The sequence below is a fragment of the Halopseudomonas sp. Lyrl_26 genome, from assembly GCF_051948695.1.
GTDB lineage: Bacteria > Pseudomonadota > Gammaproteobacteria > Pseudomonadales > Pseudomonadaceae > Halopseudomonas > Halopseudomonas formosensis.
Window position 1 is genome coordinate 116984 of record NZ_JAYJLH010000001.1, and the last position, 13734, is coordinate 130717.

The 13734-nt window shown below is 61.5% G+C and carries 15 protein-coding genes; 8 read left to right on the top strand and 7 right to left on the bottom strand.

The annotated features are described in order from the left end of the window. Window positions 1–13 precede the first annotated feature (13 nt). Window positions 14–664 carry a peroxiredoxin gene (locus tag VF673_RS00630; protein ID WP_090538054.1) on the bottom strand — a complete coding sequence of 217 codons (651 nt, stop codon included), beginning with the start codon at window positions 662–664 and terminating at the stop codon, window positions 14–16. 108 nt (window positions 665–772) lie between these two features. Here VF673_RS00630 and VF673_RS00635 point away from each other — a divergent pair, with 108 nt between their 5' ends. Together VF673_RS00635 and VF673_RS00640 are read left to right on the top strand one after the other, a co-directional pair. Continuing rightward, window positions 773–1816, top strand: coding sequence for an MBL fold metallo-hydrolase (locus tag VF673_RS00635; protein WP_090538052.1), 1044 nt, complete (start codon window positions 773–775; stop codon window positions 1814–1816). A gap of 8 nt (window positions 1817–1824) precedes the next feature. Next, window positions 1825–3606, top strand: coding sequence for a SulP family inorganic anion transporter (locus tag VF673_RS00640; protein WP_440290519.1), 1782 nt, complete (start codon window positions 1825–1827; stop codon window positions 3604–3606). Here the strand turns inward: VF673_RS00640 and VF673_RS00645 are convergent. Next, on the bottom strand, window positions 3603–4649 hold the full coding sequence (locus tag VF673_RS00645) for a helix-turn-helix transcriptional regulator (RefSeq protein WP_440290520.1): 1047 nt from the start codon (window positions 4647–4649) through the stop codon (window positions 3603–3605). The genes VF673_RS00640 and VF673_RS00645 overlap by 4 nt on opposite strands. 251 nt (window positions 4650–4900) lie before the next feature. Between VF673_RS00645 and VF673_RS00650 the strand changes: the two genes are divergently transcribed. Genes VF673_RS00650 through darG form a run of 3 tightly spaced genes read left to right on the top strand, consistent with a single transcriptional unit; the run spans window position 4901 to window position 6820 of the window. Continuing rightward, window positions 4901–5437, top strand: coding sequence for an OB-fold protein (locus tag VF673_RS00650; RefSeq protein WP_440290521.1), 537 nt, complete (start codon window positions 4901–4903; stop codon window positions 5435–5437). Continuing rightward, window positions 5438–5722 carry a DarT ssDNA thymidine ADP-ribosyltransferase family protein gene (locus VF673_RS00655; RefSeq protein ID WP_440290522.1) on the top strand — a complete coding sequence of 95 codons (285 nt, stop codon included), beginning with the start codon at window positions 5438–5440 and terminating at the stop codon, window positions 5720–5722. A gap of 21 nt (window positions 5723–5743) precedes the next feature. After that, window positions 5744–6820, top strand: coding sequence for a type II toxin-antitoxin system antitoxin DNA ADP-ribosyl glycohydrolase DarG (darG, locus tag VF673_RS00660; protein ID WP_440290523.1), 1077 nt, complete (start codon window positions 5744–5746; stop codon window positions 6818–6820). A 142-nt stretch (window positions 6821–6962) separates the two neighbouring features. Here darG and VF673_RS00665 read toward each other — a convergent pair whose 3' ends face one another. From VF673_RS00665 to VF673_RS00680, 4 genes are all read right to left on the bottom strand, one after another. Next, a complete protein-coding gene (locus tag VF673_RS00665; RefSeq protein WP_440290524.1) occupies window positions 6963–7889 on the bottom strand; it encodes a lysine exporter LysO family protein in 927 nt (308 codons plus the stop codon). Between the two features lie 194 nt (window positions 7890–8083). Continuing rightward, window positions 8084–8413 carry a DUF4142 domain-containing protein gene (locus tag VF673_RS00670; RefSeq protein ID WP_440290525.1) on the bottom strand — a complete coding sequence of 110 codons (330 nt, stop codon included), beginning with the start codon at window positions 8411–8413 and terminating at the stop codon, window positions 8084–8086. Next, window positions 8389–8691, bottom strand: a complete 303-nt coding sequence (locus VF673_RS00675; protein WP_440290874.1) for a DUF3182 family protein — start codon at window positions 8689–8691, stop codon at window positions 8389–8391. The genes VF673_RS00670 and VF673_RS00675 overlap by 25 nt, the downstream gene beginning before the upstream one ends. Beyond that, window positions 8664–8822 carry a hypothetical protein gene (locus VF673_RS00680; RefSeq protein WP_440290526.1) on the bottom strand — a complete coding sequence of 53 codons (159 nt, stop codon included), beginning with the start codon at window positions 8820–8822 and terminating at the stop codon, window positions 8664–8666. The genes VF673_RS00675 and VF673_RS00680 overlap by 28 nt, the downstream gene beginning before the upstream one ends. Before the next feature lie 165 nt (window positions 8823–8987). On the opposite strand from VF673_RS00680, the gene VF673_RS00685 reads away from it, so the two are divergent. After that, entirely contained in the window at window positions 8988–9152 is a 165-nt protein-coding gene (locus VF673_RS00685) for a general stress protein (protein WP_090538417.1), read from the top strand. Window positions 9153–9366: 214 nt separating this feature from the next. Next, window positions 9367–10083: an FKBP-type peptidyl-prolyl cis-trans isomerase gene (locus tag VF673_RS00690; RefSeq protein WP_440290527.1), complete on the top strand. Its 717-nt coding sequence runs from the start codon at window positions 9367–9369 to the stop codon at window positions 10081–10083. A 296-nt stretch (window positions 10084–10379) separates the two neighbouring features. Here the strand turns inward: VF673_RS00690 and VF673_RS00695 are convergent, their stop codons facing one another. Next, complete coding sequence (locus tag VF673_RS00695) at window positions 10380–12494, bottom strand: carboxy terminal-processing peptidase (RefSeq protein ID WP_440290528.1); 2115 nt, start codon at window positions 12492–12494, stop codon at window positions 10380–10382. Window positions 12495–12601: 107 nt separating this feature from the next. Between VF673_RS00695 and VF673_RS00700 the strand changes: the two genes are divergently transcribed. Then, complete coding sequence (locus tag VF673_RS00700; RefSeq protein ID WP_440290529.1) at window positions 12602–13552, top strand: NAD(P)H-quinone oxidoreductase; 951 nt, start codon at window positions 12602–12604, stop codon at window positions 13550–13552. Window positions 13553–13734 lie beyond the last annotated feature (182 nt).

Here is a 13734-nt window from a genome sequence, read left to right on the forward strand (position 1 = left end):
GTCCGGACAGCCCTTACGGCTGTTTGGTGGTACGCAGGTAAGGCAGCTTGATGTCGATCTCGCCGAATTTGGCTTTGGCCTCGTCGTCGTTCAGGGACAGGGCAACGATCACATCCTGACCTGCTTCCCAGTTGGCCGGCGTGGCCAGCGGCACCTTGTAGGTAGCCTGCAGCGCGTCCAGCGCACGCAGCACTTCAGCGAAGTTGCGGCCTACCGACATCGGGTAGGTCATGGACAGTTGCAGCTTCTTGTCCGGGCTGAAGATAAATACCACCCGCACGCTGGCAGAGTCCGCTGCGGTGCGGCCGTCCGGCAGGTAGGCATCAGCCGGCAGCATGTCCAGCGCCTTGGCAACACTCATGTCATCGTCGGCGATGATGGGGAAGGTGGCCGGCGCACAGCAATATTTCTCAATGTCGGCTTTCCATTCCACGTGTTCATCGACGCCGTCTACCGACAGGCCGATAACCTTGGTGTTACGCTTTTCCCATTCTGCAGCCAACTGCGCAACCGCACCGAACTCGGTGGTGCACACCGGCGTGAAATCTTTCGGGTGACTGAACAGAATGGTCCAGTTGTCGCCAATGAAGTCATGCAGGGTAAAGTTCCCAAGGTCGGTCTTCAGATCCAGGTTGGGTACTGTGTCATTGATACGAAGTGCCATTTCTCTTTCTCCCATTACTGCGCACATGCGAGTTGAAACGTATATAAGAATAATCTAAATTAGATGGCATTGAACTATAATTTCATCCATATCCAGCGGGGATGCAAGATGATTTTTCGACAACTGTTCGACACCACCTCATCCACCTACACCTATCTGCTCGCCGATGAACAGCATGGCGAGGCACTTTTGATCGATCCGGTTTTCAGTCAGGCGGGACGCGATCTGGCGCTGATCCGCGAGCTGGGACTGAAACTGGCGCTGGTGGTCGATACCCACGCCCACGCCGACCATGTCACGGCGGCCTGGCTGCTGAAGCAGAAAACCGGCTGCCGGATTGCCTCGGCCAAAGCCATCGGCGCCGAGCATGTGGATCTGCCGCTGGAGAATGGCCAGACCTTTGGCGTTGCCGGCATCGTCCTGCGTGCCATTGCCACCCCCGGGCACACCAATGGCTGCATGAGCTACGTGCTGGACGATAAATCCATGGTGTTCACCGGTGATACGCTGCTTATCCGCGGCTGTGGCCGCAGCGACTTTCAGCAGGGCAGCGCCGAGAAGCTGTACCAGTCCCTCACCGGCAAGCTGTTCACGCTGCCGGACGCCTGTCTGGTGTACCCCGGCCATGATTACCACGGCCGCACCGTCAGCAGCATAGGTGAAGAAAAAGCCTTCAACGTGCGGGTTGGCGCCGGGGCCAGCGAAACGGATTTCATCGAGTTCATGCGCGCCATGCGCCTGCCCCATCCGAAGCTGATTGACGAAGCGGTGCCGGCCAATATGCGCAGTGGCTGCCCGGAAGACGGCAAACTGCCTGCCGTGCCCGACTGGGCGGATATCCGCCTGACCTACGGCGGCGTGCCCGAGGTGGATGCCGACTGGCTGCAGAACCACCTGGACCGGGTTACCGTGCTGGATGTGCGCCTGCCCGAAGAAGCGACCGATTGCAGCACCTCCAGCAAGCTGGTGGACATCCATATCCCCCTCGACCAGCTACGCGAACGCACGGCGGATGTGCCCGGCGACAAGCCGGTGGTGACCCTTTGCCGCTCCGGCCGCCGTTCGGCAATGGCGGTGACCATTCTGCAGGAAGCCGGTTTTGAGCGGGTGGCCAGCCTGAGTCATGGCCTCATGGGAATGACCAAGGCTTGAGGGGGCCGATGACAGCTGAGCACCTGTCCCGCTGGCTACCCTGCGCCCGCTGGCTGCGACGTTACAACCGCAGCCTCGCGAGCCAGGATGCACTGGCGGCGGTTATTGTCACCCTGATGCTGATACCCCAGAGCCTGGCCTATGCCATGCTCGCCGGGTTGCCGCCGATCACCGGGCTCTATGCCAGTATGCTGCCGCTGCTGCTGTATACCCTGTTCGGCACCAGTAACACCCTGGCCGTGGGGCCGGTGGCGGTGGTCTCGCTGATGACCGCCGCGGCGCTGCAGCCGCTGTTCCCCGCGGGCAGTGCCGACTATGTCGCCGCCGCCATGCTGCTGGCGCTGATGTCCGGCGCCATCCTGCTGGGCATGGCCGCTCTGAAGCTGGGTTTCATTGCCAATTTTCTCAGTCATCCGGTGATCTCGGGCTTTATCTCAGCCTCGGGGATCCTTATCGCCCTTGGCCAGCTGCGCCATCTGCTGGGGCTCTCCGTGTCCGGCGACAATGCACTGAACATGCTGGTGAACCTGTGGCAGGCCTTGCCTGACACGCATCTGCCGACGCTGCTGATAGGCGCGGGCAGTCTGGCCCTGCTGTATCTGGCGCGTTTCCACTTCAAATCCGCACTGCAGCGTCTGGGCTGCGCCGAGGCCATGGCCGGCCACCTGGCTCGGACCGGCCCGGTGCTCACCCTGCTGCTGGCCATACTGGTGGTCAGCCTGCTTGGCCTGGCGGACGCCGGGGTCAGCGTGGTGGGGACTATCCCCGCTGGTCTGCCCGGCCTGGCGTTGCCTGCCCTGGATGCCGGCCTGGCCGTGCAGCTGCTACCGGCAGCCTTACTGATCAGCCTGGTCGGTTTTGTCGAGTCGGTGTCGGTCGGCCAGACCCTGGCTGCCAGGCGCAGGGAGCGTGTCGAGCCGAATCAGGAGCTGGTCGGGCTGGGCGCGGCCAACGTCGCCGCGGCGGTGAGCGGTGGTTTTCCGGTAACCGGCGGTTTTGCCCGTTCAGTGGTCAATCATGATGCCGGCGCGCGGACACCGATGGCCGGTGCCTTCAGTGCCGTCGGGATTGCCCTGACCGTGCTGTTTTTCACCCCGCTGCTGGATAACCTGCCCCACGCGGTGCTGGCGGCGACCATCATCATGGCGGTGCTCAGCCTGGTCGATCTCGGCGCACTGCGTCGCACCTGGGCTTATTCCCGCCCTGACGCGCTGGCCATGGCCGTGACCATGCTGGGAGTGCTGCTGGCAGGGGTTGAAATCGGTATTCTGCTCGGCGTCGGCCTGTCGTTGCTGCTGTTTCTCAAGCGCACCAGCGAGCCGCACATTGCAGTGGTCGGCCAGCTGCCGGGCACCGAGCACTTTCGCAATGTGCAGCGCCATCAGGTGATTCAGAGCCCCAGCGTGCTGTCCATCCGGGTGGATGAAAGCCTGTACTTTCCCAACGCACGCTATCTGGAAGACCAGGTAGCCAGACAGGTCAGCGAACACCCCGGCGTGCGCCACCTGGTGCTGATGTGCTCGGCCGTCAACCTGATTGATGCCAGTGCGCTGGCCAGCCTGCAGACCATTGGCGAGCGGCTGCGGGAGGCGGGTATCCAGTTGCACCTGTCAGAAGTGAAAGGGCCGGTGATGGATCAGCTGCGCCGCTCGCAGTTCCTCGACAGCTTTGGCGGGCAGGTTTTCCTGAGCCAGTATGAAGCGCTGCGGACGCTGGACCCGCAAACCACCAGGTTGGGGTCGCGGGTTCGAGTCCCGTCCGCTGCGCCATATCGAAAGCCCTTGAGTTAACGCTCAAGGGCTTTTTTCATTTCCGGCTGCTGTGCGGAGGCGGATGAGTGCATGCCAAGCACGGCCCTGGCCTGTTCGTGGATATGCTCGCGCCAGCTCAGAGGGTGCAGTACATCGATACGGGCGCCAAAGCCCATGATCCACCACAGCGTCTGCTGGTCATTGGGCACGCTGCCTTCGAGCATTACCCAGCCGTCATCATCCGGCTCGGACAGGTGCTGGTCAGCGCACAGCGGGGTTTCCGCCAGCAACCAGGCAACCGCCGAGGTGATGCGGGCCTGCAGCTTGACTGTCCCATCCTCCAGCGGAAAGCCGAAGGCGCCCTGATCGATATAGGTCTGCACATTGAACTCGGCGCGTGCCCGGTAGAGCTGCGCGCTTGGCTGGGCTCGGCGGAAGCGGTGCAGAGCAAACTGACGGATGTCATCGTGTTCGTTCACGGTGGCCAGCAGGTATGAGCTGCTGTCACGGGCGACCAGCCCCTGCGGGTGCAGGGTGAAGCTTTTCAGCTCACCCTTGAAGCGGCTCAGGTATTCCACATCCACGGCGTAGCCATTCAGCAGCGCATCCGTAAGCTGTTCCCAGATGTCCGGATCGATTTCTGCCGCTATCAGGGATTTTCCATTGGGAATGGCACGTACGCGCTGACTCCACTTGGTAAAGCCGTTGGCCTGCATGTTCTCCAGATGCTTGCGCGCACTCTCGAAGCGATAGCCGATCTTGTCCATCGCCACCTTGGGCAGCAGGCTCCGCACCGTCTCCTCTGCCAGCACCAGGGTCAGCGCCGTTACCGTGTCCATGGCGGGTAGGTCGCTGCTGTAGTGGCGGGTATAGCTCCACTTGTAGGGTTTGCCACTGGTATCACAGACAAGCGGGAACTGCTCGGCCAGCCTTTCCAGATCACGCTGCAGTGAGCGTGGCGTGATGCGGAACCCCTGGTCTTCGAGCCGAAGCTGGATGGTGGTGGTACTCAGACTCTGGGGCGCGCGAGGCAGCATCTGCAGAATCGCAAGATGCCGGAACAGGCTGCTGCGCTGGCTCATGGGATCTCCTTTTCCATAGATAGCGACGTATTCGGTCGCATGATGCCCATAAGCTACGGATCAGCACAACCTCGGCCAATACAGGGAGAACCGACATGGCGCTTATTGACTGTACTGAATGTGGACACCGGGTCAGTGACAAGGCAGCCTCCTGCCCCGGGTGTGGTATGCGGCTGAATGTGGACAGTGCCGGGGCAGGGGCCGCCGCAGCGGCCGGGAGTGTGCCGCAACCCCAGCCCCGGACACGTTCGGTGGGCATCCTGCTGTTCCTCGGCATCGCAGTGGTGCCGGTGGTGTTTGTGTGGTTTCTGTTGCGCAAGGGGCACAGCACCCTCGCACGAGTGCTCGGCTTTGCCTGGCTGGGACTGACGTTGGCCCTGGCCGTGATCGACGCTCCGGACAGTGTAAACAGTGGCTCTGACGGGGTGCACCAGGAAGCACAGACACAGCGCAGCGCAACCCGCGAAGTGGAGGTGCTGGAGGTAAGCGCTGCACAGCTGGCCTCGGCCTATGATCGCAACACCGTAGCGGCCGACCAGAAATACAAGGGTAAACGCCTCAAGGTCACGGGAGTTGTCGATTCGATCAATACAGACCTTTTCGGCAATCCCTACATCACCATGCGCGGTGGGGTGAATCAGTTCATGGAGCCGCAGTTCAAGCTGAGCAGACAGTACAGCGACTACGCAGCGCGTCTGGCACCAGGGATGCGGGTTACGCTGATCTGTACCGGGCGTGGCGATGTTATCAAAACGCCTATGTCGGACAATTGCGTGCCGGCGGGCTGAATGTGGCTGGCCTGCACCTCAGGTTGTCAGGTAGGGCGGGACCTCGCAGACTTAAGATTCATCGACTGGCCTCTGCTGCAACAGCGCAATTTCAAGCGGGATCCGAACGACCCTGAGAAGGTTGAGCGTTACCAGGCAGAGGCGCTGATCTATCGGCAGGCTCCACTCCAGGCGCTGTTGGGTGTGGTTTGCAACACGTCACAGGTGAAGAGCGAGTTGGAGGAGCAGGTGGCGAGGTCGGGTGTCCAATTGGGTGTCCACTGCAGGCCTCAGTGGTATTTTTGAGGCGCGATTCTGGAGAACAGCATGATTAGTTACACCACCGGTAATCTGCTGGATGCGGACGTTGATGCGCTGGTGAACACAGTCAATACCGTAGGCGTGATGGGCAAGGGTATCGCACTGATGTTCAAGGATCGCTTCCCCGACAACATGGCTGCTTATGCCAAAGCCTGCAAAGCGGATGAGGTACAGGTCGGGCGTATGTTCGTCACCGAAACTGGCGAGCTCATGGGGCCGCGCTGGATCATCAACTTCCCGACCAAGAAGCATTGGCGGGCAAAGTCACAGATGCAGTGGATCATCGATGGTTTGGCAGACCTGCGCCGGTTTATCGAAGAGCATAAGGTTGGCTCCATCGCTATCCCGCCTTTGGGGGCTGGGAATGGTGGCCTCAATTGGCATGAAGTGAAACCGCATATCGAGCAGGCCCTGAGTGACTTGGAGGGTGTGGAAATCATCATTTATGAGCCCACAGCTCGTTACCAGAATGTTGCCAAAGCCAAGGGCGTTGAAAAGCTGACACCTGCCCGTGCCCTGATCGCTGAGCTTGTTCGCCGCTATTGGGTGATGGGCATGGAGTGCAGTCTGTTGGAAATACAGAAGCTTGCGTGGTTCCTGGAGCGAGCCATCGAGGCCGAGGGGCTGGAACCGCTGAATCTGCAGTTTGTCGCCAAAAACTATGGCCCTTACGCTGACCGTCTGCGCCATTTGCTGGATGCGCTGGATGGTAGTTACTTGAAAAGCGATAAACGCATCAGTGATTCTGATCCACTGGACCCCATCTGGTTCAACGATTCCAAGCGCGAAATTTTGGAGCTGTACCTTAAGACAGAGGCCAGCGCCTACTTACCGGCCTTGGAGAGGACATCCAAGCTGATTGATGGCTTTGAATCACCATTCGGGCTTGAGCTGCTGTCTACTGTGGACTGGTTGCTGGTGGAAGAGCGGGTAGCACCTGAGCCGCAGGCGTTGCAAGAGGGTGTGAGTCAGTGGCCAGCCGGTGAGAGCTGGGCGCAACGTAAGCTGAGGCTGTTTGATCTGGCTACCCTAGAGCTGGCGCTTAATCGCCTGCAGCAGTCACCGTTGCATACCGCTGTCTGAACATTATCCCAGTGGTTGCCACGGCGGCTCATGCTTTGCGCCATGCGATAGCGCCAGGAGCCTCCAACAGACCACTATACACCCTGCAAATTCCGCTGGGTCATTACAGCAGCGTGTGCCTGTTGCTGATGAAATCAACCACTCACACCAGACTCAGAAAGAACAGCATGAAGAATGGCGCGGCCAGGGTCAGGACCAGGCCGCTGATGATGGCGGTGGGCACGTACTGGTAGTGGCAGGCCTGGCGGACGAAGGGCAGGGTGGTGTCCATCGCGGTGGCGCCGCAGACGCCGATGCTGCTGTTGGCAAAATTGCGGCCCAACAGGAATACCACCGTCAGTCCGATCAGCTCGCGCATCAGGTCGGTGAGCAGGGCGACGCTGCCGTTGGCGTCACCCAGGTGCTGTCCGGCCAGGGCGCCGGAGAGGCTGAACCAGCCGAAACCGGTGCTCAGCGCCAGTGCCACGGGCAGGCGTTCGCCGGTCATCCAGCTCAGCAGTACGCCGCCGAGCATGGAGGCGAGCATCACCATCAGGGGGATCTTCAGCACCCGCAGGGCCAGCCAGGAGCGGTTGATGGCGACCTGGGCCAGATCAATCCCGATCAGAAACAGCAGCGCATATAGCCACCAGGCAATGTCGAGCAGCAGGCTGCCGACCGGATGTTCCAGCCATTGCAATCGCCAGGCGAAGGCGCCGAGCAATACCAGGCCGAAGGCGATCAGGCATTGCTTGAGCGGATGCCAGAGTCCACGCCAGCCGCCCAGGCGCTCCGTTTGCGCGGTTCCGCTTCGGTTCAGCGGCAGCAGGCAGACGAATACCACGGCGCTGAGGGTGAAGGCGTAGATTGCCGACTGCTTGAGCACCTGCATGCCTGACGCCAGCGTACTGAAGGCCGCCCCCGACTCCATGCCGATGATGAACAGGATGACCCAGACCACGGGGGTAATGGCACTTGTCAGGGGCGGGAGTACTGACCTGGGCAGTCGCTTGCCGGTCAGGTATCCGACCAGCAGGGAAAGGAGAATGGGCAGTACGGTCGCGAAGATGTTGGATAGATGGGCAGACACGGAGCTGGTTTCAATCGGAAGTGAAGCTGGTAAGCAGCGGGCTTGCATCGCGTTTCGATGCAGCGGGGCACTATAGCGCACAACGGCGGCGGATGGGTAATGGACGCAGGGTGGCCGGGGAGTGCTGTCTGGGATGAGAAAAGCAAAAGGGCTCGCACGGCGAGCCCTTTCTGGTTACCGCAGGCGTTGACGGATCAGGTATCCGGCGTGGCCTCGACCAGTTTGCGTGCTTCTTCCAGGTGCTCCTTCAGCTTGGGCAGGGTTTCCCGGGCGAAGGCGGCGATCTCGGCGTCTTCGGAACGGGAAGCCCGCTCGAACAGTTCGATGGTCTGCTCGTGGGCGTTGACCTGATTGTTGGCGTAGGCGGCGTCGAAGGACTCGCCGTCACGGGCCTGCAGGATCAGGGTCTTGGCCTTGTCCATCAGGGGGGCTTCGTCAGACACTTCCAGCCCCTTGTCCGCTGCCAGCCTGGCCAGCTTCTCGTTGTCGACCTCGAGATCTATGGGGTGACTGGTGGCTGCCATGGTCTGATGCTGACTCCTTTGGTAATGGGTCCGACCTCGGGGTCGTTACCCTGGTAGAGGACGCGCCCCTGAGGAGGAACAACGGGATTCTCGCCGTAGACTTCCCAACTGCTGGTGCACAGATGCTGCAGGTCGGGGTCGGCGGCAAAGGCCAGCAGGGCCTGGATCTCCGCGCTGCTGGCGCCACCGATGCGCCAGGACTGTTCCAGCACTCCCATCACCTGCTGTCCTGTGGGTGCCAGCCCAATGGCTACATCACAATTGCGCCGCGAGGCGATTGCACCCGGGCATGCAACCCGGCTTCCCCGGCCGCCAGTGCGGTCTGTTCGAACAGCGGCGCAGCCCTGGCCAGCAGGACCTCGCTGTACTGCTGGCGGTGCTGGTCGGTCACGGCGGTCATGCTGGTCATGGCGGCTCCTGTCAGGACTCTGTGGTTATGAAGCTTTGACCGGCGCCGGGGCGACGAGTTGTACCGCCAGGGGGAAAAAATAACGCGAACCTCTGCCAGAGACGGGCCTCCAACCCTACAGGTGCCCCTGCACCTGCATGTACAACCTGATTGGAGGCCAAGCACATGACTCAACGTAGAGGTGGTAAAGGCAATTTTGCTGAAAACCCGCAACGTGCAGCGGAAGCCGGCAGAAAAGGCGGTCAGGCCAGCGGTGGTAACTTCAAGAACAATCCGCAGCGGGCGGCAGAGGCCGGACGCAAGGGCGGGCAGCAGAGCAGACGGAGCTGATTGACGACGGCGGAGGTCGCCAGACCTCCGTTCTCGCCCCGTCGCCGCCCGGGCGGCGGGGTTCAGCAGTACCCCTGATCCCGGTTTATCCATCTTCGTAAATTGCAAACCTGATCATTATCCCGGTCCGGGTGGGCTGTAGCCGGGCTGGGGCTGCACTGTTATGCTTCAGCCCCCATCCTTCGCCCACAACGGGCCAACTCAAGAGGTAAGCATGAAGCGGAATCTGCTGGCAGCCACTGTAGCGATAGGTATTGTGACCCTGGTGGGCTGCAATAAGGACAAGGAACAGAACGTGGAACTTACCACGTCGATTCAGCAAGCCTCCTACGGCATCGGCCTGAACATGGGCCAGACGCTCGCGCAGGACGGCCTGAACGATCTGGATCTGGATGCTCTGAAACTGGGCATGCAGGACGCACTGGGCGGCAAGCCGCCGCGTCTGGAGGACAAGGACATCATTGCCGCTTTCGGCGACCTGCAGGCCAGACTCGAAGAGAAGGCCAGCGAGGCGGAGGAGGCCAATCAGCAGGCCGCGGCCGACTATCTGGCGGAGAATGCCAAGCGTGAAGGTGTCACTACTACCGATTCCGGACTGCAGTACGAGGTCATTGAATCCGGTAATGCCGACGGCGCCCAGCCCGGTGCCGATGACGTGGTAACCGTGCACTACGAGGGTCGCCTGATTGATGGCACCGTATTCGACAGCTCCCTGCAGCGCGGCGAGCCCATCGATCTGCCGGTGGGCCAGGTGATTCCCGGTTGGGTAGAGGCCCTGCAGCTGATGCGTGTGGGCGACAAATGGAAAGTCACCATACCCAGCGAGCTGGCTTACGGCCCGATGAGCCCGAGCCCGCTGATCCCGCCGAACTCCGTGCTGGTGTTTGACATGGAGCTGATCGGTATTCAGGGTAACGACGACGCCGAGTGAGTAGAATGGTAACGCCCGTGGAGGGGCAGGACAGACGCTCCTGTGCCCGCGGGTGTTACTGTTATGCACATTTCCCGGTGACGGTCCAGTCCCGGGAAGACGTCTCCCAGCAGATTTTGTGCCAAGCGCAAGTGCCTGTTTTTCAAGTCTTTTCTTCCTGATTAAAAAATGCCCAGCAGTGTCCCGCTGCATTTTCATGCGGCTTTGGGCGATTTGATCAGGGCTTGTTCACAGAGTTATCCACAGGATCTGTGGGTAACCCCGGCGAAGGCGCCGGGGTTGTCGGGAAGGGAAGGTCAGCCCGCTTTGGCTACCTGAGCCTGCAATTGCAGCAGGTCGATGAGGATGTGGCCGGTTTCGGCGAGGAAGGGGTCCTTGGTAGCATCGACTTCGTCATCGGTATCCGGAATGCCGGCGGTCTCGAGCAGCGGATCTTCCTTCTCCAGTTTTTCCAGCGGCTCTTCGCCCAGGGCCCGGCGGCGGGCATTCTCCATGGCCAGCAGCTTCTCTTCGAACTCCTGCTGCTCGGCCCGGCGACGCTCTTCGTTCAGCGGCAGGTATTCCCGTTCCTGCATGGCCCGGTTGAGGTCGATGCGGGCCATGGTGTAGATGAACTCGGGATTCTTCTCCGCCCGTGCCTTGTGCCGGTCGATCAGCTGGGGTACCAGTACCTGCAGCATGTTATCGGCCTTGTACGGCACCGGAGGGATGGTATCCCAGGGCAGGGCGCGGGGCAGGCTGCTTTCACCGAAATCGGCGGTTTCCAGGAGCGACGGATAGAGGATGTCCGGGACCACACCACGGTTCTGCGTGCTCTGTCCGGACACCCGGTAGAACTTCGCCAGGGTGAACTTGAGTTCGCCATGGTTGAGCGGCTGGATCGACTGCACCGTCCCCTTGCCGAAGGTCGGCTCGCCGATCACCAGACCACGTCCATAGTCCTGCACCGCGCCGGCAAAGATCTCCGAGGCAGAGGCAGACAGCTTGTTGACTATCACCGCCAGGGGGCCGTGGTAGACCACGCCGGCATCGGGATCATCCAGCACCTGCACCTGTCCCTTGGCGTCGCGTACCAGCACGCTGGGACCCTGACCTATGAACAGGCCGGTCAGCTCGGTGGCCTCCTGCAGGGAGCCGCCGCCATTGTTGCGCAGGTCCAGAACGATGCCGTCAATGTTCTGTTCCTGCAGCTCGCTGAGCAGCCGGCGAACATCGCGGGTGGTGCTGCGATAATCCGGATCACCCCGGCGATAGGCCTTGAAGTCGATATAGAAGCCGGGCACCTCGATCACCCCGATACGGTAATCCTGGCCCTGCTCGTTGAATTCCAGCACCGAGGATTTGGCGGCTTGGTCCTCCAGTTTGACCGCTTCACGCACCAGAACCACCTCGCGGCTGGTCATGTCACTGGGCGGGTTGCTGGCGGGAATGACTTCCAGGCGCACGGTGGAGCCCTTGGGACCGCGGATCAGCTTGACCACTTCATCAAGCCGCCAGCCGACCACGTCGACCATTTCGCTGTTGCCCTGGGCCACGCCGATGATGCGATCGGCCGGAGCCAGCTGCTTGCTCTTCTCCGCCGGACCGGCCGGCACCAGACGGACGATCTTGGTGTGGTCGTTGTCGCTTTGCAGCACGGCGCCGATGCCCTCGAGGGACAGGCTCATGTTGATGTCGAAGTTCTCCGCGTTATCCGGAGACATGTACTGCGTATGGGGGTCGTAGACCTGGGCCAGGGCATTGATGTAGTTCTGGAAGATGTCCTCGCTGCGGGTCTGGTACAGGCGCTTCTGCTGGTTGGCGTAGCGCTTCTCGAGCAGCTCCTGGATGGACTCGGTTTCGCGGCCGGCCAGTTTCAGCCGCAGTACCTCATCCTTGATCTGCTGGCGCCAGAGGCTGTGCAGCGCGCTGTCGTCAGCGGGCCAGTCGGCCTTCTCGCGGTCGATCAGGATCATCTGGTCGCCGCTGAAGTCCAGCTTGTCTATGCCCTCGCTCAGCAGCTGGCGGGCAAAGGCGATACGCTGGTCGGCACGCTGGATCTGCCGGGTATGCATGGCGAAACCGACGCTCAGGTCACCGGCCTGCAGCAGGTCATCGAACTTGTAGCGGTATTCGGAGAAATCACGGATGTCCGCTTCGGTAAAAAGACTGCGCTGTGGATCCAGCTGGCGCAGGTAGGTATCGAAAACCTCGCTGGACAGCTCGTCGTCCAGGCGGATCCGGTTGTAATGGTGACGACGCAGCAGTTCGACGGTATTGAGACTGGCGATCATCTGCTCACGGGTCGGCTGCAGACTCTCCAGATCCAGAACTGGGATAGCGCTAACTGCCTCGTCAGCGACGGCATTGCCCACGCCCAGACAGAGCAGGGCAATGAGGCAGGATTTGCGCAGGGTGGTAGATAGTGTCATCTGAGGTATCGTGTCCGGAGAGCTGAAGGTATGCTTTCTTTAGTGTGCTGACGGAAGCCGTGGGTTCCCGTTTTCAGGTCATTCAACGAATCAATATTGGAGGCACAGTGAGAGGATTGCAAGCTGAAGGTGGGGTGCTGAGCTGGCGTACGGAGCCGGCTGTCGCCCTGCAACCCGGGCAGGTTCGGGTGAGGGTCAAGGCTGCTGGAATCAACCGTGCGGACCTCCTGCAGAAGGCCGGCCACTATCCGCCGCCGCCGGGTACAACCGATATTCTCGGGCTCGAATGTGCCGGCGAGGTGATCGAAACGGCCGGTCAGACCCGCTGGCAGGTGGGGGACAGGGTATGCGCCCTGCTCGCCGGTGGCGGCATGGCCGATGAGGTGGTGGTCGATGCCCGGCACCTGCTGCCGGTACCCCGGGATATGGCCTGGGAGGACGCAGCGGCGATTCCCGAGGTGTTCAGTACCGCCTGGCTGAACGTGTTTGAGCTGGGCGCAGCCCAGCCCGGGGAGAAGGTGCTGATCCACGCCGGGGCCAGTGGTGTCGGCACCGCGGCGATCCAGCTGTGCAAGGCCTTCGGCAACCCCTGCTGGGTGAGCCTGGGCTCCCAGGAAAAACTGGAAACCTGTCAGGCCCTGGGGGCTGAGGGCGGGGTGCTGCGCCATGATGGGATTGCCACATTGAAGGACTTCGGGCCCTTCAATGTGGCGCTCGATCCGGTCGGCGCCAACTATGCTCCCGAGCATCTGGATCTGCTGGCCCAGGACGGGCGCTGGGTACTGATCGGTCTGATGGGTGGGCGTAATGCCGAGCTGGATCTGGCCAAGGTGCTGGTCAAGCGGCTGCAGCTGACCGGCTCCACGCTGCGCACCCGCAGCGCCGACTTCAAGGCCGGACTGCTGGCGCGGATGGAAGAGAAGCTCTGGCCCCTGTTCGAGTCCGGACAATTGAAACCTCTGGTGGCCCGGACCTACACCTTCGATCAGGCCGAGGAGGCCTTTGCCGAGCTGGCCAGGGATCAGGTGGTCGGCAAGATAGTGCTGGTCAACAACTGAGGAGAGAGGGGCGGGCGGTCCGACGGTCCGGTGCCCGGGGTTCGCACCGGGGCGGTGCTCCTACAGTTGCGGCCTCGATGTCTAATCGTTTTTGTGGGAGCCCCCGCTCCGGGGGCGAATGGGGGCGAATGGGGGCGGTGCCCATGCCGACTGCGTTTTGCACGGAGCGGCCCGGCGTTGAC